Origin of the sequence: Tsuneonella amylolytica (genome assembly GCF_003626915.1) — a bacterium.
In the GTDB taxonomy this organism is placed as follows: Bacteria; Pseudomonadota; Alphaproteobacteria; order Sphingomonadales; family Sphingomonadaceae; genus Tsuneonella; species Tsuneonella amylolytica.
In genome coordinates, this window is record NZ_CP032570.1 from 601397 (window position 1) to 624695 (window position 23299).

The following is a 23299-nucleotide window of genomic DNA, read 5'->3' on the forward strand; positions in this document are numbered from 1 at the left end:
CGCCTCTTCTACGAGACGAACGGGCCAGCGGTTTCACTCGGCCAGCGTCTCCGCTGCGTCGCGCTCGTTCTCCGTTCGGGCGATGTCCCTGCCGACGACATAGCCGCCGTAGAACGCGGCGAGCACGAACCCGACGATCAGACACGCAATGATGAGGGCCCTGGGCGAAACCGCGTTCTTCGACATGTCGTTCATGCGTGCAACCTCGGATGCACGATCGATCCGTCCCGCGTCAGCCGGATCGCATCGCCGATCTCCTCGTCGAGCACCGGCTTGCCCGCATCCTTGTCCCAGAAGGCCGACAGGAAATTGAACAGATTACGGGCGAACAGCGCGCTGGCATCGGCGGCGAGAGTGGCCGGCGTATTGGCATAGCCGACGATCTTCACCCCGTGCCTCTCGATCACCCGATCGGCAACCGATCCTTCGACATTGCCGCCCTGGGCCACCGCCAGATCGTAGATCACGCTGCCCGGCTTCATGCTCGCGATCTGCGCATCGCTGACGAGGCGCGGCGCCGCGCGACCGGGAATGAGAGCGGTGGTGATCACGATGTCCTGCTTGGCGATGTGGCCGGACACCAGCTCGGCCTGCGCCTGCTGGTATTCCTCACTCATCTCGGTGGCATAGCCGCCACTGCCCTCGCCCTCGATCCCGGCGACGGTCTCGACGAAGACCGGCTTCGCCCCCAGGGAGGCGATCTGTTCCTTCGTCGCCGACCGGACGTCGGTTGCCGAGACCTGCGCACCCAGCCGGCGGGCGGTGGCGATCGCCTGCAGTCCGGCGACGCCCACACCCATCACGAAGACCCGCGCGGCCTGTACCGTACCGGCGGCCGTCATCATCATCGGAAAGGCGCGGCCGTAGGTATCGGCGGCGGCAATCACGGCCTTGTACCCGGCAAGGTTGGACTGGCTGGACAGCACGTCCATGCTCTGCGCCCGGGTGATGCGCGGCATCAGTTCCATCGCCAGCGCCTCCAGCCCCGCCTTAGCGTAGGCATCGACCCGGCCCGGGTTGCCGAAGGGATCGAACGTCGCCGCGACCCACGTGCCGGGGTTCGCACCAACCAGCGCGGCGGGATCGGGCGCCTGTACGCCCAGCACGATATCCGCCCCCTTCACCGCCTTGGCCGCGGATGCGACTTCGGCGCCTGCCTCGGCATAGGCGGCATCGGCGATGCTGGCTGCCAGCCCCGCGCCGCTTTCGACAGCGACCGCTGCGCCCAGCGCGATGAACTTCCTCGCCGTTTCCGGCGTCAGCGCGACGCGGGTTTCCCCCGCCGCTGTTTCCCTGAGGACGGCGATCCGCAAGGGGCCGGAGATCAGCTGGCGATAATCAGAACGACGATCGCGGAGATCGCCACGATCAGCGGGACGGTCCACTTGAGCATTCCGATGAAGCTCCCGTAGGTTCCCTTGTGCATCTTCATGTCGTTGCCGGTGGCCATTGTTCGTATCGTCCCAAGGAGGAAAGGTGTGTTCCTTGCATTCCCTATCGCGCCCCGTGCCCGCGCTCAAGCCCGCCGCACCGGGAAATCGAGGGCTTAAGTCCCCCTTTACCGGTGTCCCGTAAGGACACGGTTCGTATCGGGACGGGACACGCGGGACATGACGGACGCAGACAGCAGGCTGCTGATGCTGATCGACGACGAACCGGCGCAGAGCCGGCTCATTTCCGCGCTCGCCGCGCGGGAAGGCTGGCGCACGATGATCGTCGGCGACGGCGAGACCGCGATCGCCACGCTGGGTACGCGCCAGGGCATGCAATTGAGCGCCATCATCCTCGACCAGTGGGTGCCGGGCGACGACGCCTGCGGCCTGATCGAGGAACTGAAGGCCCGCCGGCCCGGCCTGCCGATCCTGATGCTGACCGCCAGCGCCAGCCCGCTCCTCGCGGTCGAGGCGATGCGCGCGGGCGCGACCGACTACCTCATCAAGCCGGTTGCACCCGACCGCCTGATGCAGGCCCTGCGCAGCGCGACAAAGCGCGAGGCGCCGCGCGACGAACTTCAGCCGCTCACCGAGAAGATCGGCCAGGTGCTCGACTTCGACGCGATGATCGGCACCGCGCCCAACTTCCGCGCCGCGCTGGCGAAGGCGGCGAAAAGCGCACGTGGCCACGGAAACGTCCTGATCGAAGGCGAGAGTGGGACCGGCAAGGAAATGCTGATCCGCGCGATGCATGCCGCCAGCCCGCGGGCAAAGGCGCCGTTCCGCCTCATCAACTGCCGCTCGGTCCCGGCCAGCAGCATCGAATCAGTGCTGTTCGGGCACGAGCAGAACGCCTTTCCCGGCGCCTTCGAGAAACAGATCGGCGCGATCCAGCAGTGCGACGGCGGCACGCTGGTCCTCGACGAGGTCGATCGCCTGCCGCTGGACCTGCAGGAACGGCTGGCCGAAGTACTGGCGACCGGCGTCGTGCGCCCCGTCGGTGCGCGGCACGGCTTTCGCATCGACGTGCGCGTTCTGTCGGCGAGCAACCTGCCGCTGACCGACCTCAACAGTGCAGGCTATTTCCACCCGGCGCTTCACGGCCGCCTCGCCGCGACGACGATCACCCTGCCCCCCTTGCGCGAGCGGACCGGCGACATTCAGGCGCTCGCCCGCCATTTCCTCGCTCGCATCGGCGAGCAGCCGGGCCTGCGCAGCCTGACGATCACCGACGGCGGCCTCGCGCTGCTGGCCGCGTTCGACTGGCCCGGCAACGTCCGCCAGCTCCAGGCGGTGCTGTTCCGCGCGGCGGTGTTCTGCGATGGCGACGCACTGACCGCCGACAGTTTCCCCCAGTTGAGCGAAATGCTGGGCGAAACGGTCGAGAACCGCGATCCGCGTCAGGACGGCGTCGGCGTCATGCTTTACGCCGAAGACGGCAACCTGCGCAGCCTGGAGGAGATCGAGGCCGACGTCATCCGCCTTGCCATCGGGCATTATCGCGGGCGCATGACCGAGGTCGCCCGTCGCCTCGGCATCGGGCGCTCGACGCTCTACCGCAAGCTCGGCGATCTGGGCATCGACAACGCGGCCTGAGGCTGCGCGACACACCGTTACCGTATTTCGTGCGCCGACGCGTCGATACAGCCTCCTGCGTCCTATAAATCCGACAGGTTCAAGCTGGAACTCGATTACTTCGCAATTCGGGTGAGCTTTCCTCGCTTCGAATGCCGGCCGCCTTGCGTTCGGTGCACGGCTCAATCGCTGTCAGGGTAATTCCTGTCGCACCATCTTTGTAAACGGTGCTGTTGTTGTTGCAGATTTCTCCCGACATCAAACAACCCCTACCTCCACTTATCGTAACGCATTGCGTATTTCCAACATCGCCGAACCGGCATTTGTTGGAATAACAAATCATGCAGGAAGCAGCATTTACAGAGACGCTTGAAAAGCGAGTACGAAAATCCCCACCTAAAGACATATTTAGAATTTTTTTATCTTTCCTCCACTGCATTGTGGAAATAAACCAAGAGAGCCGTCTTACCACCTTGAATTGGCCCAATTCCCATCGTCATTCTCTTGTCCAGCAATGTCGATACCGCACCTAGATATTGGTTCGCATCCTTGTTCAACTTATAGTCCGGCTGGGTGCTAACGACCCTGATCTCACAGAGCGTGGACTTGCACGAAGCTTGACTTACCTGCAGATCTGCGCCGGAAAATCGCGCCAGCGCACTTGCAATATCGCGCTCTGCCATATCGGCGAAAGCGGGGTCCCTTCGCTCGCGCTCGAATTCTCGGCTCAGGATGGCGGGGTTGGGCATCGAGGGCGGAACCTGCGCCAAGGCAACTCCAGAACGAATTTCATCGAAGAACGGCGCTTCCAGATCGGCATTGCCCGCATACACCGCAGACGATAAAGAAACGAGGCTGAGACAGCACACCTGAAAAGATCGACTTGCCATTTTTATTTCCTTTTCTTTCCTTTACTGAAAAATTTAAAAAAAATATTGATCCGTCAAGCGAGAATTTGCATCCTGTCTTCGCGAACTTGGCGTTGAACCAGCTGTGGAACGGTATCGCTCCCTCCCTCGTTGCGTTGTCAAAAATCTCCGCAATAAGAAAGCTGAAGATGGACATCGTCGACTGCATCCTGGCCGATCACGCGCGCCAGCGCTTCTACTTCGCTGCGCTCGACGAGGCGCGCGAAGATCCCGAAACGCTGGGGAAGGTGTTCACGCGCCTGAAGAATTTCCTCGAGGCCCATGCCGAGGCCGAGGAGCTCTACTTCTACCCCACTTTGCTCAAGAAGGGCGAGGGAGCGGTCGATTCCGACAGCGCGGAAGAGACGACCGACGACGCAATCGACGACCACAACAAGATTTCCGAGGCGGCAGAAGCGGCGATGAAGGAGAAGCCGGGCTCCGACGCTTGGTGGAAATGCGTCGACAAATGCAACTACCACAATTCCGAGCACCTGAGCGAGGAAGAGCGCCAAGGCCTCACCGACTTCCGTCGCCGGGTACCTTTGAAAGAACGGGTCAGGCTCGGGCTGCAATACCTTGCGTTCGAAGCCGAACATTCGGGCGAATTCGAGCGCGAGGAAAAGGACCCCGACACCTACATCGAGGAAAACTCATAGGGCAGTTCGTCCGCGCTGCTTAGTCGGGCAGCGCGGAAAAGTCCGTCAGGGCGGCATCGCGCAGGCCCCGCCAGACGTTGCGGGCCTGCACCGTCTCGGCAACGTCGTGGACGCGCAGCATCTGCACGCCGGCGTCCATGCCCTTCAGGGCCAAAGTCACGCTGCCGCCGAGCCGCTGGTGCGCCGCCGCCTCGCCCGACATGGCGCCGATCATGCGCTTGCGGCTCGCCCCAAGCATCAGCGGCTGGCCGAGAGCGTGGAACAGCGGAAGCGCGTTCATCAGCGCGAGGTTGTCGCCGAGCGACTTGCCGAAACCAATGCCGGGATCGAGCACGACCCTCTCGCGTGCGATGCCTGCCTCGACCGCCCGGTCGCGGGCAGCGGCGAGCCAGTCGAAAACGTCGAACACCACCGCGTCGTAGTCGCCGTCCGCATGCAAGTCGTCGCCGGCGCCGGGCGCGTGCATCAGGATTACCGGGCATCCGCGCCGGGCCACGAGGTCCGCGCTCGTCGGATCGTGGCGTAGCGCCGATACGTCGTTGACCATGTGGGCCCCGGCATCGAGCGCGGCGGCCATCACCCCCGCCCGCCGGGTGTCGACGCTGATCGCCGCGCCCATGCCTGCACAATATTCGACTGCGGGTACGACGCGCTTGATCTCGTCTCCTTCCCACACCGCCGCAGCGCCCGGCCGCGTGCTTTCTCCGCCGATGTCCACCATCGCAGCGCCCACTTCCAGCATGGCCGCCGCCTGTTCACGTCCGGCCTCCGGATCGTCGAGGAATTTGCCGCCGTCGGAAAAGCTGTCGGGCGTGACGTTGAGGATGCCCGCGATCTGCGGCTGGTCGAGCCGGATGGTTCGCTCGCCCAGTTGCAGCGGCGGATGCGCGGTGCGCAGATCGGCCCATTGGCGCTCGGCTTCCGGGCCGAGTGTGTCCGGCAGTGCGGCGAAGGTTTCGGCGGCGCCAGCGGGTGTGAACCGGTGCCGCGCGATCACGCGGCCGCCGCTCCTGACGATCGCGGCGAAGCGGTGGGCATAGACCAGTCCGCCCGCGAGGCGGATGCAGTCGCCGTCCTCGTCCTGCGGGCTCGCCGCGAGGCCAGTGGGCATCAGATAGAGACGATCGGTCAATCCTCGTTCGCCAGCAACCAGTCCTGCCGCGCCGCATCGACGGGGACGACCTTGCCACCTCGTTCGAAGTACCAGAACGACCAGCCGTTGCAGCTCGGCGCACCCTGCAGGTCTTTGCCGAGGCCGTGGATGCTGCCGGTCTGCGCTTCGTGGGCGAGCGATCCATCGGCACGGACGGTGGCCGTCCAGCGCCGCTTCTTGTCGAACACCTGCGTGCCGGGCGGGATCAGCCCGGCCTCAACCAGTGCGCCGAAGGCGACCTTGGGTGCGGAACGCGGGCTCTGCATCGTGGCCAGCGCGCTTTCGTCGAGCGGCAATTCCTTTTCGATACGGCGGGTGGCGACCTCGCGATAGGCGGTCTCGCGCTCGCAGCCGATCCACTGCCGGCCCAGCCGTTTCGCGACCGCGCCGGTGGTGCCGGTGCCGAAGAACGGGTCAAGCACGACGTCGCCCTTCTCGGTCGTCGCCAGCAGCACGCGGTACAGCAGCGCCTCGGGCTTCTGCGTCGGGTGCGCCTTGTGGCCGTTTTCCTTCAGCCGTTCCTGGCCGCCGCAGATCGGGATCGTCCAGTCGCTGCGCATCTGGAGCTCGTCGTTCAGCGTCTTCATCGCGCGGTAGTTGAAGTGATACTTCGCCTTTTCACCCGTGCTCGCCCACAGCAGGGTCTCGTGCGCGTTGGTGAAGCGCGTGCCCTTGAAGTTCGGCATCGGGTTGGTCTTGCGCCAGACGATGTCGTTAAGGATCCAGAAGCCCAGGTCCTGCAGGATCGCGCCGACGCGGTAGATGTTGTGGTAGCTGCCGATGACCCACAGCGCGCCGTCGGGCTTGAGCACCCGCTTTGCCTGCGCGAGCCAGGCACGGGTGAAATCGTCGTAGACACGGAAGCTCGCGAACTGGTCCCAGTGATCGGTCACCGCGTCGACATGGCTGCCATCCGGCCGCGCCAGATCGCCGCCGAGTTGCAAGTTGTACGGCGGGTCGGCGAAGACGAGGTCGACGCTCGCGTCGGGCAGACGCCGCATCGCCTCGACACAGTCGCCCGCCAGGATCCGCCCGAGGGGCAGATCGAGCGCCGCCGGCGCAGCCGTTGCTTTCGCGGTGCGCGCACGCACCTTTGTGGTCTCCAGGACCCCCATTCCCTCACGTCCCCCGATTCACCTTATCCACAGGGTGAGTCCTCGCGGACTCCGCGTCAAGAACGAAGTCTGACCGAAAGTGGTTAATCCCGAGTTGCTTCAGACGGAACAGAAGGTGTCCGTCACAAGATGTTGAGTCCGAACGGAATTGCGGAACTCGACATTGTGGGTGTGTTGCAACGAGGACTCAGAACAACGCCAATTGCGCGACCGGCGCGAAGCTGCGGCGGTGCAGCGGGCTGGGTCCATGAGTGCGGAGCGCGGCGAGGTGTTCGGGCGAGCCGTAGCCCTTGTTTCGCTCCCAGCCATAGTGTGGGTGAGCAGCGGCGGCTTCGCGCATCAGGCGGTCGCGCCATTCCTTCGCGACGACGCTTGCGGCGCCGATCGCCGGCTCCTTCGCATCGCCGCCGACGACGGGCTTGGCGGTCCAGCGCCATTCTTGGCGCCGACCCGCCGGAGTCAGGTTGCCATCGACGAGGACCAGTTCCGGGTCGCGTTCCAGTATCGCCGCCAGTCGCCCGACGGCCAGCGTCATCGCCAGCATCGTTGCGCCGAAGATGTTGAGCCGGTCGATCTCCTCGACCTCGACGACCCCAACCGCCCAGGCACATCGCCGGCGCACGGCCAGATCGACCGAGGCCCGGGTTGCGGCGCAGAGCCTCTTCGAATCGCCGATACCTGCCGGGCGAGGCTTGCAGAGCGCCACCGCAGCGGCGACAACCGGCCCCGCCAGCGGCCCGCGCCCTGCTTCGTCCACTCCGACGACCAGAGGGGCGGACCCAAATCCGGGATGAGGTGTTCCAGATACCATGACCAAGCGACCGATTGCTGCCGCCCTCCTATCCACCGCCTCGCTCGCGCTCGCAAGTTGCGGGACGCAGGTCACCGGGGAAACCCCGACCCAGGCGCAATCGACGCCCGGACCGGCTGAGGAAATTGTCGCGGTAAGCGGTCGAGAGTTCGCGACGAAGAGCTATGGCAGCTTCGACGAGCCTTGGGCCGCCGCGTTTGCGCCCGGTACGCCCGTGCTATTCATCACCGAAAAGCCGGGGACGATGAAGTTTGTCGACACCCGTACGGGACGCATTGGTACCGTGTCGGGCCTGCCGACCGTCGATTACGGCGGCCAAGGCGGCCTCGGCGACGTTGCCTTCCTGCCGTCCGAAAGCGCCGCGACGCCGTCGCGCCGCACGATCTACCTGACTTGGGCCGAAGCGGGCAGCGGCGCCACCCGCGGAGCGGCGCTTGGGCGGGGAACGCTTGTATGCGAGGAAACTGACGCCTGCCGGATCGACGGCCTTAACGTGATCTGGCGACAGGACCCCAAGGTCACCGGTCGCGGCCACTTCAGCCACCGGATTGCCATCGCCCCCGATGGCCGGACCCTCTTCCTCGCGAGCGGGGACCGGCAGAAGATGGAACCCGCGCAGGATCCGAAGGTCAACCTGGGCAAGATCGTCCACCTCAATCTCGACGGGTCGCCTGCGGCCGGCAATACGCTCGCCGCAAGCGGTGCCCGGCCCGAAATCTATTCGATGGGTCATCGCAACATCCTGGGGCTGCAGTTCGACGCGCAGGGCCGCCTGTGGGACCTCGAGCATGGGCCGGCCGGAGGCGATGAACTGAACCTCGTGCGTAACGGTGGCAACTACGGCTGGCCCGTGGTGTCGGACGGCGACCACTACGACGGTCGCCCGATCCCCCGCCACTCGACCACCGACCGCTTCGTGAAGCCGGCTATCAGCTGGAACCCCGTGATCGCGCCGGGCGATTTCACGTTCTATTCGGGCAAGCTGTGGCCGCAATGGAAAGGCAACGCCATCATCGGCGGAATGAAACCCACCGTACTGGTACGCGTCGCGATCGATGGAACCACCGCGCGAGAGGTTGCCCGGTATGGCATGGAGAGGCGTATCCGCGAGGTGGTCGAAGGGCCCGACGGCGCGCTGTGGCTGCTCGAGGACAAGGACGGTGGCCGGCTAATCGAGATGCGCCCCGCGCGATAACGCTCGACTCGGCGCAGTTCCGTCTTCTAGGGGGCCGCGCCCCATGCCAAGCATCGTCCCCCTTTCCGCGGTCGAACCGCAGCTGGTCGAGGACCTGCTCGATGCCGCGTTCGGAACCGACCGGCACGGGCGCACCGCCTATACCATCCGCGCTGCCGCCGAGTGGCTGCCCGCGCTGAGCTTTGCCGCGCTCGACGACGGGGAATACCTCGTCGCCACGATCCAGCTCTGGCCGGTCGCGCTCACCGATCCGCAAGGCCGTGCGCACCCGTTGCTGATGGTGGGGCCGGTGGCCGTGATGCCGGCGCACCAGGGCGAGGGATATGGCAAGGCGCTGATCGAAGCATCGCTCGGCGCGATCGATCCGGCGGCGGCGCTGCCGCAGGTCCTCATCGGCGATGCGCCCTATTACGAGCGCTTCGGCTTCGTCGAGGCGCCGGGCGGATGGCGCTGCCCCGGCCCGTGGGACCCCGCCCGCCTGCTCGTGCGCTGCGACAATCGGGCGGTACTGCCGCCCGGAGGCATGCTGGGTCCGTGGTCCACCACGCAGGCCAACCCCTTGGCGGACTGACGCGCATCTGGCATCGCAACTGCCGTGCCCTACGAACCGCCCCCCGAAATCGCCGGTCTCTCGCTCGCCGAACTGGCACAGGCCGTCGAAGACCGCAGGCTGCCCCCGGTCGAGCAATGGTCCCCCGCCCATGTCGGCGAGAGCCACATGACCGTTCATGCCGACGGAACATGGTCGCACGACGGCTCGCCCGTCACCCGCCCGGCGATGGTTCGCGCGTTCGCCTCGCTGCTGACGCGGGACGAGGACGGAACCTACTGGCTCGTCACCCCGCAGCAGAAGCTGTCCGTGGAGGTGGAGGACGCGGCCTTCGTAGCCACCGACATGACCGCCCGCGACGGCGCGCTCGCCTTCCGGCTTAACACCGACGATATCGTGATCGCAGGGCCGGACCATCCGCTGACCGCTCGGGGTGATGCCGATACGCCGGCGATCTACCTCGCCGTCCGGCGCGGCTGCGAAGCGCGGCTCAACCGGTCGACATACGAGCAGCTGGCGCTGGTGGCGGACGATGGCTGGCAGGTCGAGAGCAGCGGCGAAACGTTCTCGCTCGTGCCGGGATGACCGCGCTTCTCGACCGACTGACCCGCGTGTTCGAGGCGGGCCATGCGCGGGACATCGACCTCCTCACCGACGCGATGGCCCCGCCCGAGGACCTGCGCCCCGCGGCGGTGCTGATCGCGGTGACCGACCGGCCGGAACCCGGCGTCATCGTCACGCACCGCCCCGACACGATGCGCGCGCATCCCGGGCAGGCGGCCTTTCCCGGTGGCAAGATCGATCCCGGCGAAGACGCGGTCGAGGCCGCGCTGCGCGAGGCGTGGGAGGAACTGGCGCTCGATCCGAAACAGGTATCGGTCATCGGCACGTCCGACCCGTTCCGCACCCGTACCGGTTACGACGTGACGCCCGTGCTCGCGGTCGTGCCCCCGGACCTGCCGCTCGTGCCGAACCCCGCCGAAGTACGCGAATGGTTCGAGCCGCCGCTCGCTTACATCCTCGACCCCGCCAACCGCACGCCGCGTACGGTGACGTGGGACGGGGCGGAGCGAACCTATTTCGAGATCGTCTGGCAGGGGCACCGTATCTGGGGTGTGACCGCCGCGATCATCGGCAATCTGTCGCGCCGGCTTGCTCTGGCGGAGCTGTTCGATGGCCGATAGCGTGAAAGCGACCCTGCCCGCCGCGGACTGGACGCAGCGACCGGCTCTGGCCGAACTCGTTGCCGCGCTTGGCCCGGGCAACGCGCGCTGGGTTGGCGGGGCGGTGCGCGACACGCTGCTGGGGTGCGATGCGCACGACATCGACGCCGCCACTCCGCTCACGCCAAAGCAAGTTATCGACCGGCTCGACGCAGTCGGCATTCGCACGATTCCCACCGGAATCGACCACGGCACCGTCACCGCGATCGTCGAGGGCGGAAACGTCGAGATTACCTCGCTGCGCAAGGACGTCAGCACCGACGGGCGCCATGCGAAGGTGGAATTTTCGAGCGACTGGAAGGAAGACGCCAGCCGCCGCGACTTCACCATCAACGCGCTCTATGCCGATCCCGGCACGCTGGAGGTCCACGACTATTTCGGCGGGGTCGCCGATCTTAAGGCCGGCCGCGTGCGCTTCATCGGCGATGCCCGCGCCCGCATCCGCGAGGATTACCTGCGGTTGCTCCGGTATTTCCGCTTCCAGACGCGCTTCGGCGGCGAACTCGATGCCGAGGCGGAAGAAGCCTGCGCCGAACTCGCGCCGGGGCTCAAGGGGCTCAGTCGCGAGCGGGTGGGATGGGAACTACAGAACCTGCTCTCGCTGCCCGACCCGTCGGCCACCGTCGCGCGGATGCGGGACCTGGGGGTACTGCAGGTCGTCCTGCCCGAAAGCGGCCGCCACGAAGCCGATAAGCTCGCCGAACTCGTCGCCGCCGAACGCGTTGCCGACCTAGCCCCCGACGCGATGCGGCGCCTCGCCGCGCTGCTGCCAGCCGTGCCTCCGGTGGCCGAGAGCGTGGCGGCACGCCTTCGCCTGTCGAAGAGTCAGCGCGAACGGCTCGCCTGCGCGGCAGCGCGCGACGTACGCGACGGCGACGATCCTCGCGCGCTCGCCTATGCCGTCGGCATCCCGTGCGCCACTGACCGCCTGTTGCTGACTGGCGGCGATGTCGGCCCCTTGCGCGATTGGGACTGCCCCAGCTTTCCGATGAAAGGCGGAGAGATCGTCGAGCGCGGCGTGGCGAAGGGGCCGGAGGTCGCCCGCGTATTGCGCGCGGTCGAGCGGCGTTGGATCGCGGAAGGCTTTCCCGACCGCGTCCGGGTGGAAGCCCTACTCGACGAAGAACTCGGCGCCAACAGATAAGGCTTCAGGCAAGCTTCATGCTCGCTCGCGTAGACACGTGCTGTTGCCCTTTCCCGCGCAGCGCGGACAGGGCTTCGGCGACCGTCAGCGCGGTCCGCCAGCGCACTCGCGGTCCTTCGATCGCTGCCATGCCCCGCTGGGCTCTGGTGCGAAGCCTCGTCGCTTTGCAGGCGCACACAATCCCTTTCGTCGTTGGCGGCTTCGGCCCGCAGGCGGCACACGTTCGAAGTATTCTGGAGAGTCACTTATGAAGTTCGCCCGTCTTGCAGCCCTCGCCGCAGTTGCCGCCGCCACTCTTCCCGCTGCCGCCATGGCGCAGGTTGCTGCCGGTGCCACCGTGTACGGCCCGCAAGGCGGGGTGGTCGGCACGATCGTGAGCGTGGAAGGCGGCGTGGTTACGCTCGATACCGGCACGCACAAGGCGCCGCTGCCCGAGAACGCGTTCGGCAAGAGTGACAAGGGACCGACGATCACCGTCACGAAGATGCAGATCGACGACATGGTCTCGCAGCAGCTCGCCGCCGCAACCGCCGCGCGCGATACCGCGCTGGTCGCCGGCGCGCCGGTCGTCTCGGCCGGGGGAGCGCCGCTCGGCACGATCGACAGCGTGGAAGGCGATGCCGTCGTGCTTGCGAGCACGTCGGGCAAGGTCGAGCTGAAGCGCGAACACTTCGCGGTGAACCAGCAGGGCGCGTTGATGGCCCTGTTCACCGCAGAACAGGTTGCAACCGCTGCGGCTTCCGCTATCAGTTCAGAGTAATCTAATATTCAGTCTCCGAAGGCCCATCACCCCCGGGTCCTTCGGGTCGCTGAAGCGGGTCGGTTGCGTCAACGAGCGCAGCCGGCCCGTTTCTTTTTGAGCGCGAGCATTTCCCCGCCGCGTCATGGATCGAAGCGATTGGTCTTGGGGAAGCCCGTCGGCGGCATCCGGCCAGCCGCGCCGCGCGCGACCTTCCACTGCCAGATGTCGTTTTCGGTCCGGGTGCGGCCGGTTTCCCCGCCCATCGTCCAGCTGAGCCCGTCGGCGAGCGTGAAGGTCGTCGCGTCGCTCATCCCGCCGTCGCGATAGCGCTGCAGCGTGACGCCCTGCCCCCGGCCGAGGATGGGCAGTTCTTCGAGATGGAACACCACCAGCTTGCGGTTGTCGCCGACGACCGCGACGTGATCGTGCACGGGCGCAATCTCGCGCACGGTCGCCAGCTTGTTGCCGTCCTTCAGGTTGACGACCTGCCGCCCCTTGCGGGTTTCGGCGAGCAGTTCGTCCGTAACCGCGGCAAACCCCTTCCCGCTGGTCGCGGCGAGCAGCAACTGGCCCCTGGGCTTGTGCACCATCGCCGCGACGATGGTCGCGTCGGGGTCGATGTCGACCATCGTGCGGACCGGCTCTCCGAAGCCGCGGGCGCCCGGCAGCTTGTCGGCACCAAGCGTGAAGAACCGCCCGTCGTCGGCGGCCAGCAGGATGCGATCGGTCGTCTGGGCGTGGAGGACGAAGGCGGGTCCGTCGCCTTCTTTGTACTTCCATTCCTGGTCGAGAGGCAGGTGACCGCTCGCGCCGCGGATCCAGCCGCGTTCGGACAGGATGACCGTGACCGGCGCCTTTTCGATCATGGCCTGCGGGTCGTACTCCACCGTGGGCGCGGCTTCGGCGATCGTCGTGCGGCGGGCGCCGAGCCGGGTATCGAGGCCGTATTCCTTCTTCAGAGCCTCGAGATCGCGGCGCAGGCGGGTGCGCTGGCGCGCAGGCGAGCCCAGCAGCTTCTCGAGATCCGCCTGTTCCTTCAGCAGCGCGTCGCGCTCGCCGCGCAGTTCCATCTCCTCCAGCTTGCGCAAGCTGCGCAGCCGCATGTTGAGGATCGCCTCGACCTGCCGGTCGGTGAGGCCGAATTCGGCCATCATCACCGGCTTGGGCTCATCCTCTGTGCGGATGATCTCGATCACCCGGTCTAGGTTGAGGTAGGCGACGATATAGCCTTCGACGAACTCCAGCCGCTTCGCGATCTGTTCCAGCCGGTGACGGCTGCGGCGCTGGAGAATGTCGATCTGGCTGGCGATCCAGTTCCGCAGCAATTCGCCCAAGCCCATCACCATCGGCGTGCGCGTGGCGTCGAGGACGTTGAGGTTGAGGCCGAACCGAGTTTCGAGATCGGTCAGCTTGTAAAGCGACTCCCTCAGCAGTTCGGGATCGACGTTGCGGCTGCGCGGCACGAAGACGATGCGGATCGCCTCGTCGCTTTCGTCGCGGACGTCCTCCAGGATCGGCAGCTTCCTGTCGGCGATGAGCTGGGCCACCTGCTCGATCAGCTTGCCCTTCTGCACCTGGTACGGAATCTCGCTGACGACGAGCTGCCACTGGCCGCCGCCCAGCCGCTCGATCCCAGCTTCGCGGTCGACCTGGTCCTTGGCTTCCGCAGCGAAGAACCGCGCGCGCATCCGGAAACTTCCGCGACCGCTCTCGTAAGCGGCGGAGATCGTCTCCGCACTATCGACGACCAGCCCGCCGGTGGCGAAATCCGGTCCCTTGAACAGTTCCATCAGCCGCGCGTGCTCGACCGCTGGGTTGTCGAGCACCTCCAGCGCCGCGTCGACGATTTCGGACACGTTGTGGCTCGGAATGTTCGTCGCCATCCCGACCGCGATGCCGCTGGCGCCGTTGGCGAGCAGATTGGGGAACAGGCCGGGGAAGATCTCGGGCTCTTCCTCCTCGCCGTTGTAAGTGGGGATGAAGTTGACCGTGCCTTCGTCGAGGCCCTGCATCAGCAAGACGGCGGTGCGGGTCAGTCGCGCTTCGGTGTAGCGATAGGCGGCTGCATTATCGCCGTCGATGTTGCCGAAGTTGCCCTGCCCCTCGACAAGCGGATACCGCAGCGCGAAGTCCTGCGCGAGGCGAACCATCGCATCGTAGACCGACGCGTCGCCGTGCGGATGGTACTTGCCGATCACGTCGCCGACGACGCGCGCACTTTTCTTGAAAGCGTCGGTGGGGGCGAGCCGCAACTGGCGCATGGCCCACAGCAGGCGGCGATGGACGGGCTTCAGTCCGTCGCGCAAGTCCGGCAGGCTGCGTGCGGTAATCGTGCTGAGCGCGTAGACCAGGTATCGTTCGGACAGGGCGCTGTCGAACGGGGCGTCGACGATCGCGTCGAACGGGTCCTTCTCTGCTTCGATCGTGTCGGCCATGCGGCTGGCCCTAGCAGCGCCACGGGCAGGCGCTCAACGGCGGAACCGGATGATTTCCCCACGCGTAGTTTGCCCGAAGGAGACAATGCCATGCCCAAGCGCGTGATGATCATAGCCACCGACGGCTTCGAACAGTCGGAACTGGAAAAGCCCAAGGCCAATCTCGAAGCTGCCGGCATTGAGACGGTCGTCGTCAGCATCGACGACGGAGAGATCAAGGGCTGGGATGAAGACGACTGGGGCAGCCCGGTCAAGGTCGACATGACGATCGAGGAAGTGTCGGAAGGCGACTACGACGCGCTCATGTTGCCCGGCGGTCAGATGAACCCCGACAAGCTGCGCATGAACGATGACGTGATCGCCATGATCAAGGACTTCGACAACGCCGACAAGCCGATTGCCGCGATCTGCCATGCCCCGTGGCTGCTTGTCGAGGCGGGCATCGTCGAAGGCCGAACCGTCACCAGCTGGCCGTCGGTTCGCACCGACCTCGAGAATGCCGGCGGCAAGGTCGTCGATCAGGAAGTCGCCTGTGACGGCAACCTCATCACGAGCCGCAATCCGGACGACATTCCGGCGTTCAGCAAGGCGCTGATCTCGGCGATCGAGAACGCGAAGGTCCCCGAAGAAGCCTGACCAGCCCACCCGGTTCCGATCGGCACGAAAGGCCTCGCCGGACCATCCGGCGGGGTCTTTTTACATTCGACCTTGAATTGCGGCCCAATTAAGGCATCATTGTGGCGGGAATGGGGCAGGAAGGAGTCGAGTGATGCAAAGGAGTTTGGTTTTTCTCGGAGTTGTCACGATCGCACTGGCAGGTTGCAGCGAAGTCGATCGGCGCGAAGATGGTATGGGCGAGGGGGCGGAAGCGGCAGCGGACACCGCCGGGGCATCCGCGGAATCCATCGCGACCTTGGATGCCGTGGGCGATGTTCAGGAGCGCGCGACACTTCCCGCTTCGATGCCGCAGCTCGCGTACGACTACGGCCTGTCGTTTCGCTTGCCCTCGCCCGACATCGGCAAGCTGATGCGCCGCCATGCGAGCGTTTGCGAGCAACAGGGTCCGGCATCCTGCCGGATCGTCGGCATGGACCTGTCCGGCGAAACCGACGGCACCGGGCGGCGCGGCACCCTGCAACTGGCGGTCGCCGCTTCGCACGCACGGGCCGTCTCGGCGCTGCTGGAGGACGAAGCCGAACAGGCGGGGGCCGAGCAGGCATCCGCCACGATCGCCAGCGAGGAAGTGTCGAAGTCCATCGTCGATACCGAGGCCCGCATCCGCGCCCGCCAAGACTTGCGCGACCGGCTGACCGAAGTTCTCCGCACCCGCAAGGGCAGCGTTCGCGAACTGGTCGAGGCCGAACGCAGTGTCGCCGCGGTCAACGAGGAGATCGATCAGGCCCGGTCCTGGCTGGCGGAAACGAAGGGACGCGTGGCATTCAGCCGGATGGACATCGACTACGCGCCCGCCGCCGCCCCGGTTGGCACCTTCATCGCACCTATCGAGGGCGCGCTGGGTTCGCTCAGTGGCATCCTCGGCACTATCGTGGCGCTGCTGATCGTGCTGCTTGCGATCGGTCTGCCGGTCGGAGGATTGGCGATGGGCGCGGTCTGGCTGCGGCGCAGGCTCGCGGCGCATCCGGTTGCGGGTTAGGCGTCAGGTCCGGCGCATGTCGTGGCTCTCGGCGGGCACGCGCACTGCGAGCCCGTCGAGTTCGGCGGCGAGGTCGATCTGGCACGACAGGCGGCTGGTGCGGCATGCCCCGGCGGCAAAGTCGAGCATGTCCTCTTCCTCCTCGCTCGCGGGCTGCAGGCGGTGGAACCAGTCGGGATCGACGATGACGTGGCAGGTCGAACAGGCCATCTGCCCTTCGCACGTCCCCTCGAGCGGCAGGCCCTTCGCCTGGCCGACCCGCAGGAGGTTGTCGCCCGGTGCGGCCTCGGCTTGCACCGTCCCGCCCTGCGGAGTAGTGAAGACGACGCGGATGGTATCCCCGCTCACTGCGAATCCGCCGCAGCATTGATGATGTTCGCCGCGCGCTCGATCTCGGCTTCGGTCGTGTAGCGGCCGAACCCGAGCCGGATCGAGCTTTTCGCTTGGGCGTCCGACAGGCCGATGGCCTTGAGTACGTGGCTCGGGCGGCCCGAGCCGCTGGCGCATGCGGAGCCGGCGGAGAACATCACTTCGCGGCAATCGCTCATCAGGCGTGCGACGTCGAGACCTTCCTTCCGGATATTGAGGTTGCCGAACCAGCGGGCCGAGGCGCTGCCGTTCAGTTCCCAGTCGTGGAACAGCTCCCCGGCGCGGTCCCACAGCGCCTCGACATGCGCCCTGTCCGCATGCATCCGGTCCTTCGCCAGCGCGGCGGCCGCCCCCATTCCGGCGACCAGCGCGGGGCTCAGCGTGCCGGAACGCAGGCCGTACTCCTGCCCGCCGCCGGCCTGTACCTCCGCTAGTTCGACGCCGTCGCGCACCCACAGCGCGCCGATGCCCTTGGGGCCGTGGAACTTGTGCGCGCTGATGGTGATCAAGTCGGCGCCGGTGACCTCGATCCGCCCGTACGCCTGCACCGCATCGCACAGGTAGAGCGCGTGCGCACCCTTGGCCCTGCAATGCCAGTCGACCGTGGGCTGGATCGTCCCGATCTCGTTATTGACCGCCATCACGGCGACGAGGCGGGTATCGGAGGGCAAGTCCTGGTCGGCGTTGCACTGGCCGCTTTGCGCCACGTCCAGCATATGAATGCGCCCCGCATCGGCGGCGGTATCGAGCACAGCAGCGTGTTCGATCGCGGAAACCGATACGCTGCCGCCGGCGCCCGAACCGCGGATGGCGAGATTGATCGCCTCGGTCGCGCCCGAGGTGAAGATCACCCGCCCGCCCGGAGGCAACAGCGCGGCGACCTGGTCGCGGGCCAGCTCGATCGCGGCGCGGGCCATGCGGCCCATGCGGTGCGGACTGTGGGGATTGCCGAAACCTTCGCCGCCCGGCCCGTCAAGCCAGCGCAGCATCGCCTCCCGCGCCTCGGGCGCGAGCGGGGTTGTGGCCTGGTAGTCGAGATAGATCATGCGTCTACCATACCAAGCCAGACCTCGCAGAAGCGTTCCACCTCCGCCCGCGTCGTCGTCCAGCCGAAGCTGACGCGGATCGTGCGATCGGCGGTGTCGTCCGGCACGCCCATTGCCGTCAGGACGTGGCTGCGCTTCATGGTGCCGGACGAACACGCCGATCCCTGGCTGACGGAAATGCCGGCCATGTCGAAGCGCATGAGCTGCGCCTGCGCCGAGAGGCCGGGCATGGCGACGGCGCGGATGTAGGGCGTGGGGTCGGACAGGCGGTCGGACAGCCATTCGCCGCCCATAGCGCGGACCTCGGCGGCGAACGCATCGAGCGGCTCGATCACGGCCGGGTCGATGTAGGGCTCGCTGCAAGCCTCGAGCGCCGCCGCCAAGCCGAGGATTCCGGGCAGGTTCTCGGTCCCGCGCCGGTAGCCGCGCTCCTGCCCGCCGCCGGGGTGGAGCATTGCAAAGTCCTTCACCAGCAGCGCGCCCACGCCCACCGGGCCGCCGAACTTGTGGGCGGAGACGATTCCCATGTCGGCCATCCGGGGCAGCGCGAACTTGCCGGCGCTCTGCGCGCAATCGACGAGCAGGAGGCCGCCGTTGTCGTGCACGGTTTCCGCTGCGAAGCCGATGTGTTGACGATTTCCCGTCTCGGAATTGACATGCTGGACCGAGACGAGGGAGCGGTTTTCCGGATCGTCGGTCGGCAGGTCAGACGGCCGGCTTTCGGCCGAAAGCGCGCGCAAGTCGGCCGCCCCGTCGGGAAGCACCGGCAAGGTCCACTCGGGTCCGTCGCCCCGCAGGATGGCATCGTGTTCCACCGCGCTGGCGACATCGTGGACCGTCCTCGCCGTCTCGATGGCAAGTTCCGCCGCCTCGCTCGCACCCGAAGTGAAGATCACCTCCCCTTCCCAGCCGAGAGCCGCCTTCACTCGCTCGCGCGCATCCTCCAGCGCGGCGCGCGCCTTGCGCCCTTCGGCGTGGGGCGAACTGGGATTGGCCCACAGCGCGAAGCCCGCCTCCATCGCCTCGCGCGCCTCGGGCCGCAGCGGAGTCGTGGCGGCATGGTCGAGGTAGATGCGGTTGCCGCCGGTCACGATTGCGATTTCGCCATTCGCGCCTATATAGCCGCCCACTTGGCAGGCGCCAGTCGCACCGCCGCAACCCGTTCAATCAAGGTCGTTTCATGCCCTCAGTGATCTTCCCCGGCCCCGAAGGCCGTCTCGAAGGCCGTTACAGCCCCGCGCCGCGTCCGCGTGCGCCGGTGGCGATGATCCTCCACCCGCACCCGCACGGCGGTGGCACGATGAACGACCGCATCGTCCAGCGGCTGTACAAGACATTCGTCGATCGCGGTTTTGCGGTCCTGCGCTTCAACTTCCGCGGCGTCGGTCGCAGCCAGGGCAGCTTCGACAACGGCGTCGGCGAACTGTCCGACGCGGCAAGCGCGCTCGACTGGGTGCAGTCCATCCATCCCGAGGCGCAGACGACCTGGGTCGCCGGCGTCAGCTTCGGCGCGCTGATCGGTATGCAGCTCCTTATGCGGCGGCCCGAGGTGCGCGGCTTCATCTCGGTTTCCGCGCCCGCCAGCATGTACGACTTCAGCTTCCTGGCGCCCTGCCCGGCGAGCGGGATCTTCATCCACGGCGCGCAGGACACCGTCGTGCAGCCCAACGCCGTCGACAAGCTGGTCGAGAAACTGCGCACGCAGAAGCACATCACCATCCATCACGACGTGATCCCGCGGGCGAACCATTTCTTCGAACACGAGATCGACGACATGATGCTGTCGGCGGACAAGTACCTCGACTTCCGCCTCTCTCCCGACTGCCCGATCCGCTAGACGGGGGCCATACCTTCCGATCGGTAGTGAAACGCGACGCGAAATCGCTTGCTGGTTGATTGTGATGTTGTAACATTGCCTGTCGAGAGAGGAGACTCGATATGGCTTACCTGCAGAACAATGGTTGGAAAGACCGGCCGGGAGCGATCGCGGGTGTCGTCGCCGTCCACGCGCTGGTCGGATACGCACTCGTGACCGGCCTCAGCTTCACCAAGATCGTCGAGACGGTGAAAAACCCGAAAGGCATCTTCGTCCCTGAGGTGAAGCTGCCGCCCCCGCCCCCGCCGCCCGATCCCACTCCTCAACCAACCGAGGCGGTCGTAAGCCCGAAGATGGTGGCGCCCAAGCCCCCGGTCGATCTGAACCCCGCCCACCCGCCGGTCGATACGACGCCGGTCATCATCCCCGTTCCGGACCCGCTGCCCTATGTCGTGCCGCGTCCGGCCCCGAGCGCGACCGCGACCATTCCGCCCGCGCCCAAATCGACGTTCGACGCCGTGGGGGCCCTGCCCCGCGGCAATCCCGGTTCGTGGGTGACGGTCGACGATTACCGTTCGAGCTGGATCAACCGCGAGTTGACCGGCGTCGCCCGCTTCCGGCTCGACATCGCGGCGAACGGTCGGGTGTCGAATTGCACGATCACCGGATCGAGCGGTCATTCCGAGCTCGACAAGGCGACCTGCGCGCTTCTCACCAGCCGCGCCCGTTTCGATCCGGCCAAGGATATCAGCGGCGCGAAGGTGGCCGGGACCTACTCCAGCGCGGTTCGCTGGGAATTGCCCGATTGACGGTCAGGGCGTGCCGGCGGCCCGATCCGCCTGCGCGTCCAGCTGCCCGACCGGCGAGCGACCCTTGCCGTCGGGCAGCGTCCATATGGCGACGTTGACCACCGCGATTCCCGCCAGCACCAGCATCAGCAGCGCCTGCCGCCGCATCCCCGGCTTGCGCCACAGCCAGACGGCCCCGGCGACGAGAGCGACGGCGGCGAGGACGAGCAGCGAAAGGACGGCGGAGAGCATCGCCCAGCCTTAGCCCGCACAGAAGCGCCGGAACAGCCCGCGCGGAAACGGGTTCTTGCTTGCATGACCGGGCGGACGATCCGCCCGCCTTTTTCGGAGGCCCCCGCATGAGCATTTTCGGCAAGATCAAGGACGCCATTTTCGGCAAGGCCAAGGCCGCCCCGGCGCCTGCGCCCTCGCCCACCGTCGACACCACCCAGATGCCGGGCAACCCGCCTCCCGCCCCGGAACCGTCGCAGAGCGCGTCGGTCGACGTGATCGACGTGGAGAACAACCTCGACAACATGCCGGGTGCCGATCGCCTCAACTGGCGGACCTCGATCGTCGATCTGATGAAGTTGATCGGCGTCGATTCCGACTACGAGAGCCGCAAGGCCCTAGCGCAGGAACTCGGCCGGGCCGATTATTCCGGCAGCGCCGAGGACAACCTGTGGCTGCACAAGACGGTCATGGGCGAACTGTCGCGCAACGGCGGCAAGGTGCCTGCCGAGTTCCTCGACTGAGCCTTTCCTTCGATCGCTCGGTTCCATTGACGGAGCAGGTGCGGTGACGCACACCTCCGTCATGACCTTGCAATCGAACGACTTCACGCGCCGCCAGGCACTCATGGGGCTTGGCGGCGTTTCCACGCTTGCCCTCGCAGGCTGCCATACGACGATGCCCGCGGCTGCTGCGGCATCACCGCAGGCCCTGCTCGACGACATCGCGTGGAACCTGCTGGCGCATTACCCGGAAAGCGCTACCTCGCTCGGTGTCGATACCGATGCGCATGCCGGCCTTCGCGGCAGGCTCGGCGATCGCTCCGCGGCTGGGCAGCAGGCGTTGGCCGCCACGTTGCGGAACGATCTCGCCCGCGCACGGGCCGTCGATACCACCCGTCTCGATCCGTCCACCCGAACCAGCTTCGAAGTCGTCGAAAGCGCCTATGCCACCGCGCTCGACGGGTTCGCCATGCCCTACGGAGATGTGGCGGTCGGCGGCTGGCGCAACACACCCTACGTCGTCATCCAGAACGTCGGCGCGTACATCGATTTCCCGCGCTTCATGGCCGCAGAGCATCCCGTGCGAGACGTTGCCGATGCCGAAGCCTACCTCGCGCGCCTTGAACAGATACCGGCGGTGCTCGACGGCGAGCTCGGACGCATCCGCGCGGCCCGCGGCATGGGCATGGTTCCGCCGGCCTTCCTCCTCGACAAGGCGATGGCCGCGATGGAGAAATCGATCGCTGACGCGCGCGATCCGGCCGGGTCCTACGTTAGCGGGCTGATCGACCGCACCGGCACCATCCCCGGCAACTGGGCGGATCGCGCGCGGGCGCTGACCGAACCCATCGGCGAAGCGCTCGAGCGCCAATATGCCGAACTCGAAGCGCAGAGGGCCGTGGCCGACATGGCCCCCGGCATGTGGAGCCAGCCCGGCGGCGACGAGTTTTACGCCTGGGCCTTGCGCGCCAGCACCACGACCCGGATGACGCCCGACGAAGTCCACCGCGACGGCCTGCGCCAGCTGGAGGAACTGCACGCACGGATGGACCCCATCCTGCGCGACATCGGGTACACGTCGGGCTCGGTCGGGGACCGGATGACCGCACTCGCCGCGGACAAACGCTACCAGTTCAGTCCCGGGGACGCGGGCCGGGCGGAGATCATGGCGTTTCTCCAGGAACGGATCGCCTGGATCAAGGGCCAGATGCCCCGCGCCTTCAACACCATCATGCCCGGCAATCTCGAAGTTCGGCGTATTCCGGAAGCCGAGGAAATCGGTGCGCCGGGTGCCTATGGCGGCGCCGGCAGCAAGGACGGGAAAATCCCCGGCAAGATGTGGATCAACCTGCGCTCCACCGACCTCCATCGCAAGTACGACCTGGCCGATCTCGCGTATCACGAGACGATCCCCGGGCACGTCTGGCAGGGCGAGTACTCGAACTCCCTCCCCCTCATCCGTTCGCTGCTCGCCTTCAACGCCTATTCGGAAGGCTGGGCTCTGTACGCGGAGCAACTTGCCGACGAGCTCGGTGCCTACGACGACTTCCAGGTGGGGCGCCTCGGCTACCTGCAAAGCCTCGCATTCCGCGCGTGCCGGATGGTCGTGGACACAGGCCTGCATGCCAAGCGCTGGAGCCGGCAGCAGGGCGTCGATTTCTTCGTGCAGCGCAACGGGTCGAAGCCCGAGGAAGTCGCGAGTGAAGTCGATCGGTACTGCAGCTGGCCCGGTCAGGCCTGCGGCTACAAGCTCGGCCATGCAGAGATCGTCCGGCAACGCGCCCGAGCGCAAGCGGCGATGGGCTCCCGCTACGACCTGAAGGCGTTCGACGACGCCGTGGTCCTGGGCGGAAATGTTCCGATGGACGTCTTGGCGAGGACGGTGGACCGCTACATCGGTGGGTAATGGCGCAAACGCGGACGAAAAGTTCGCAGGTGTCGCAAAAATG

Annotated in this window: 26 protein-coding genes; 14 read left to right on the forward strand and 12 right to left on the reverse strand. The window is 66.5% G+C overall.

The window, feature by feature from the left end; translation table 11 throughout:
* Positions 1 to 33: 33 nt before the first annotated feature.
* From D4766_RS13710 to D4766_RS03060, 3 genes are read right to left on the reverse strand one after another with little or no spacing between them, the layout of a single operon-like run.
* Complete coding sequence (locus tag D4766_RS13710) at positions 34 to 195, reverse strand: hypothetical protein (RefSeq protein WP_162935639.1); 162 nt, start codon at positions 193 to 195, stop codon at positions 34 to 36.
* Positions 192 to 1313, reverse strand: a complete 1122-nt coding sequence (locus D4766_RS03055; protein ID WP_194955783.1) for an NAD(P) transhydrogenase subunit alpha — start codon at positions 1311 to 1313, stop codon at positions 192 to 194. The genes D4766_RS13710 and D4766_RS03055 overlap by 4 nt, the downstream gene beginning before the upstream one ends.
* A gap of 11 nt (positions 1314 to 1324) precedes the next feature.
* Entirely contained in the window at positions 1325 to 1450 is a 126-nt protein-coding gene (locus tag D4766_RS03060; protein WP_120716125.1) for an aa3-type cytochrome c oxidase subunit IV, read from the reverse strand.
* A gap of 160 nt (positions 1451 to 1610) precedes the next feature.
* Here D4766_RS03060 and D4766_RS03065 point away from each other — a divergent pair, with 160 nt between their 5' ends.
* Positions 1611 to 3029, forward strand: a complete 1419-nt coding sequence (locus D4766_RS03065) for a sigma-54-dependent transcriptional regulator (RefSeq protein ID WP_120716126.1) — start codon at positions 1611 to 1613, stop codon at positions 3027 to 3029.
* A gap of 398 nt (positions 3030 to 3427) precedes the next feature.
* Here the strand turns inward: D4766_RS03065 and D4766_RS03070 are convergent, their stop codons facing one another.
* Positions 3428 to 3898 carry a hypothetical protein gene (locus D4766_RS03070; RefSeq protein ID WP_162935640.1) on the reverse strand — a complete coding sequence of 157 codons (471 nt, stop codon included), beginning with the start codon at positions 3896 to 3898 and terminating at the stop codon, positions 3428 to 3430.
* A 167-nt stretch (positions 3899 to 4065) separates the two neighbouring features.
* On the opposite strand from D4766_RS03070, the gene D4766_RS03075 reads away from it, so the two are divergent.
* On the forward strand, positions 4066 to 4575 hold the full coding sequence (locus D4766_RS03075; protein ID WP_120716128.1) for a hemerythrin domain-containing protein: 510 nt from the start codon (positions 4066 to 4068) through the stop codon (positions 4573 to 4575).
* A gap of 19 nt (positions 4576 to 4594) precedes the next feature.
* On the opposite strand, the gene folP is transcribed toward D4766_RS03075, so the two are convergent.
* From folP to rnhB, 3 genes are all read right to left on the reverse strand, one after another.
* Positions 4595 to 5707 (reverse strand): dihydropteroate synthase, encoded by a 1113-nt coding sequence (folP, locus tag D4766_RS03080; RefSeq protein ID WP_120716129.1) that lies wholly within the window; start codon positions 5705 to 5707, stop codon positions 4595 to 4597.
* Positions 5704 to 6843 carry a site-specific DNA-methyltransferase gene (locus D4766_RS03085; RefSeq protein WP_120716130.1) on the reverse strand — a complete coding sequence of 380 codons (1140 nt, stop codon included), beginning with the start codon at positions 6841 to 6843 and terminating at the stop codon, positions 5704 to 5706. Before D4766_RS03085 ends, folP begins: the two co-directional genes overlap by 4 nt.
* Positions 6844 to 7030: 187 nt before the next feature.
* On the reverse strand, positions 7031 to 7654 hold the full coding sequence (gene rnhB / locus D4766_RS03090; protein WP_120716131.1) for a ribonuclease HII: 624 nt from the start codon (positions 7652 to 7654) through the stop codon (positions 7031 to 7033).
* Between rnhB and D4766_RS03095 the strand changes: the two genes are divergently transcribed.
* The 6 genes from D4766_RS03095 (at position 7653) to D4766_RS03120 (ending at position 12526) form a co-directional block, all read left to right on the forward strand.
* On the forward strand, positions 7653 to 8849 hold the full coding sequence (locus D4766_RS03095) for a PQQ-dependent sugar dehydrogenase (protein WP_120716132.1): 1197 nt from the start codon (positions 7653 to 7655) through the stop codon (positions 8847 to 8849). The two genes, rnhB and D4766_RS03095, sit on opposite strands and share 2 nt — an antisense overlap.
* Before the next feature lie 43 nt (positions 8850 to 8892).
* Positions 8893 to 9420 carry a GNAT family N-acetyltransferase gene (locus D4766_RS03100; protein ID WP_120716133.1) on the forward strand — a complete coding sequence of 176 codons (528 nt, stop codon included), beginning with the start codon at positions 8893 to 8895 and terminating at the stop codon, positions 9418 to 9420.
* A 24-nt stretch (positions 9421 to 9444) separates the two neighbouring features.
* Entirely contained in the window at positions 9445 to 9984 is a 540-nt protein-coding gene (locus D4766_RS03105; protein ID WP_120716134.1) for a DUF1285 domain-containing protein, read from the forward strand.
* Positions 9981 to 10583: a CoA pyrophosphatase gene (locus tag D4766_RS03110; RefSeq protein ID WP_120716135.1), complete on the forward strand. Its 603-nt coding sequence runs from the start codon at positions 9981 to 9983 to the stop codon at positions 10581 to 10583. The genes D4766_RS03105 and D4766_RS03110 overlap by 4 nt, the downstream gene beginning before the upstream one ends.
* Complete coding sequence (locus tag D4766_RS03115; RefSeq protein WP_194955784.1) at positions 10573 to 11766, forward strand: CCA tRNA nucleotidyltransferase; 1194 nt, start codon at positions 10573 to 10575, stop codon at positions 11764 to 11766. Before D4766_RS03110 ends, D4766_RS03115 begins: the two co-directional genes overlap by 11 nt.
* Positions 11767 to 12013: 247 nt before the next feature.
* A complete protein-coding gene (locus D4766_RS03120) occupies positions 12014 to 12526 on the forward strand; it encodes a hypothetical protein (RefSeq protein ID WP_162935641.1) in 513 nt (170 codons plus the stop codon).
* 122 nt (positions 12527 to 12648) lie between these two features.
* Here D4766_RS03120 and parC read toward each other — a convergent pair whose 3' ends face one another.
* The gene (gene parC, locus D4766_RS03125) at positions 12649 to 14943 is read right to left on the reverse strand and encodes a DNA topoisomerase IV subunit A (protein ID WP_120716137.1); all 2295 of its coding nucleotides are present in this window, start codon (positions 14941 to 14943) and stop codon (positions 12649 to 12651) included.
* A gap of 90 nt (positions 14944 to 15033) precedes the next feature.
* Here parC and D4766_RS03130 point away from each other — a divergent pair, with 90 nt between their 5' ends.
* Complete coding sequence (locus D4766_RS03130) at positions 15034 to 15579, forward strand: type 1 glutamine amidotransferase domain-containing protein (protein ID WP_120716138.1); 546 nt, start codon at positions 15034 to 15036, stop codon at positions 15577 to 15579.
* 325 nt (positions 15580 to 15904) lie between these two features.
* The gene (locus D4766_RS03135; RefSeq protein WP_162935642.1) at positions 15905 to 16597 is read left to right on the forward strand and encodes a DUF4349 domain-containing protein; all 693 of its coding nucleotides are present in this window, start codon (positions 15905 to 15907) and stop codon (positions 16595 to 16597) included.
* 3 nt (positions 16598 to 16600) lie between these two features.
* On the opposite strand, the gene D4766_RS03140 is transcribed toward D4766_RS03135, so the two are convergent.
* The 3 genes from D4766_RS03140 to D4766_RS03150 are packed head-to-tail and all read right to left on the reverse strand — an operon-like array spanning position 16601 to position 19031.
* Entirely contained in the window at positions 16601 to 16945 is a 345-nt protein-coding gene (locus D4766_RS03140; RefSeq protein ID WP_407701501.1) for a 2Fe-2S iron-sulfur cluster-binding protein, read from the reverse strand.
* Positions 16942 to 18012, reverse strand: a complete 1071-nt coding sequence (locus D4766_RS03145; protein WP_120716140.1) for a cysteine desulfurase family protein — start codon at positions 18010 to 18012, stop codon at positions 16942 to 16944. The genes D4766_RS03140 and D4766_RS03145 overlap by 4 nt, the downstream gene beginning before the upstream one ends.
* Positions 18009 to 19031 (reverse strand): cysteine desulfurase family protein, encoded by a 1023-nt coding sequence (locus D4766_RS03150; RefSeq protein WP_234024923.1) that lies wholly within the window; start codon positions 19029 to 19031, stop codon positions 18009 to 18011. Before D4766_RS03150 ends, D4766_RS03145 begins: the two co-directional genes overlap by 4 nt.
* 161 nt (positions 19032 to 19192) lie before the next feature.
* Between D4766_RS03150 and D4766_RS03155 the strand changes: the two genes are divergently transcribed.
* Entirely contained in the window at positions 19193 to 19849 is a 657-nt protein-coding gene (locus D4766_RS03155) for an alpha/beta hydrolase (RefSeq protein ID WP_120716141.1), read from the forward strand.
* 101 nt (positions 19850 to 19950) lie between these two features.
* A complete protein-coding gene (locus tag D4766_RS03160) occupies positions 19951 to 20637 on the forward strand; it encodes a TonB family protein (protein WP_120716142.1) in 687 nt (228 codons plus the stop codon).
* Between the two features lie 3 nt (positions 20638 to 20640).
* Here D4766_RS03160 and D4766_RS03165 read toward each other — a convergent pair whose 3' ends face one another.
* Positions 20641 to 20868, reverse strand: a complete 228-nt coding sequence (locus D4766_RS03165; RefSeq protein WP_120716143.1) for a hypothetical protein — start codon at positions 20866 to 20868, stop codon at positions 20641 to 20643.
* Positions 20869 to 20975: 107 nt separating this feature from the next.
* Between D4766_RS03165 and D4766_RS03170 the strand changes: the two genes are divergently transcribed.
* Positions 20976 to 21371 (forward strand): DUF3597 domain-containing protein, encoded by a 396-nt coding sequence (locus D4766_RS03170; protein WP_120716144.1) that lies wholly within the window; start codon positions 20976 to 20978, stop codon positions 21369 to 21371.
* Positions 21372 to 21432: 61 nt separating this feature from the next.
* Entirely contained in the window at positions 21433 to 23256 is a 1824-nt protein-coding gene (locus D4766_RS03175) for a DUF885 domain-containing protein (protein ID WP_120716145.1), read from the forward strand.
* The last annotated feature ends 43 nt before the right edge of the window (positions 23257 to 23299 follow it).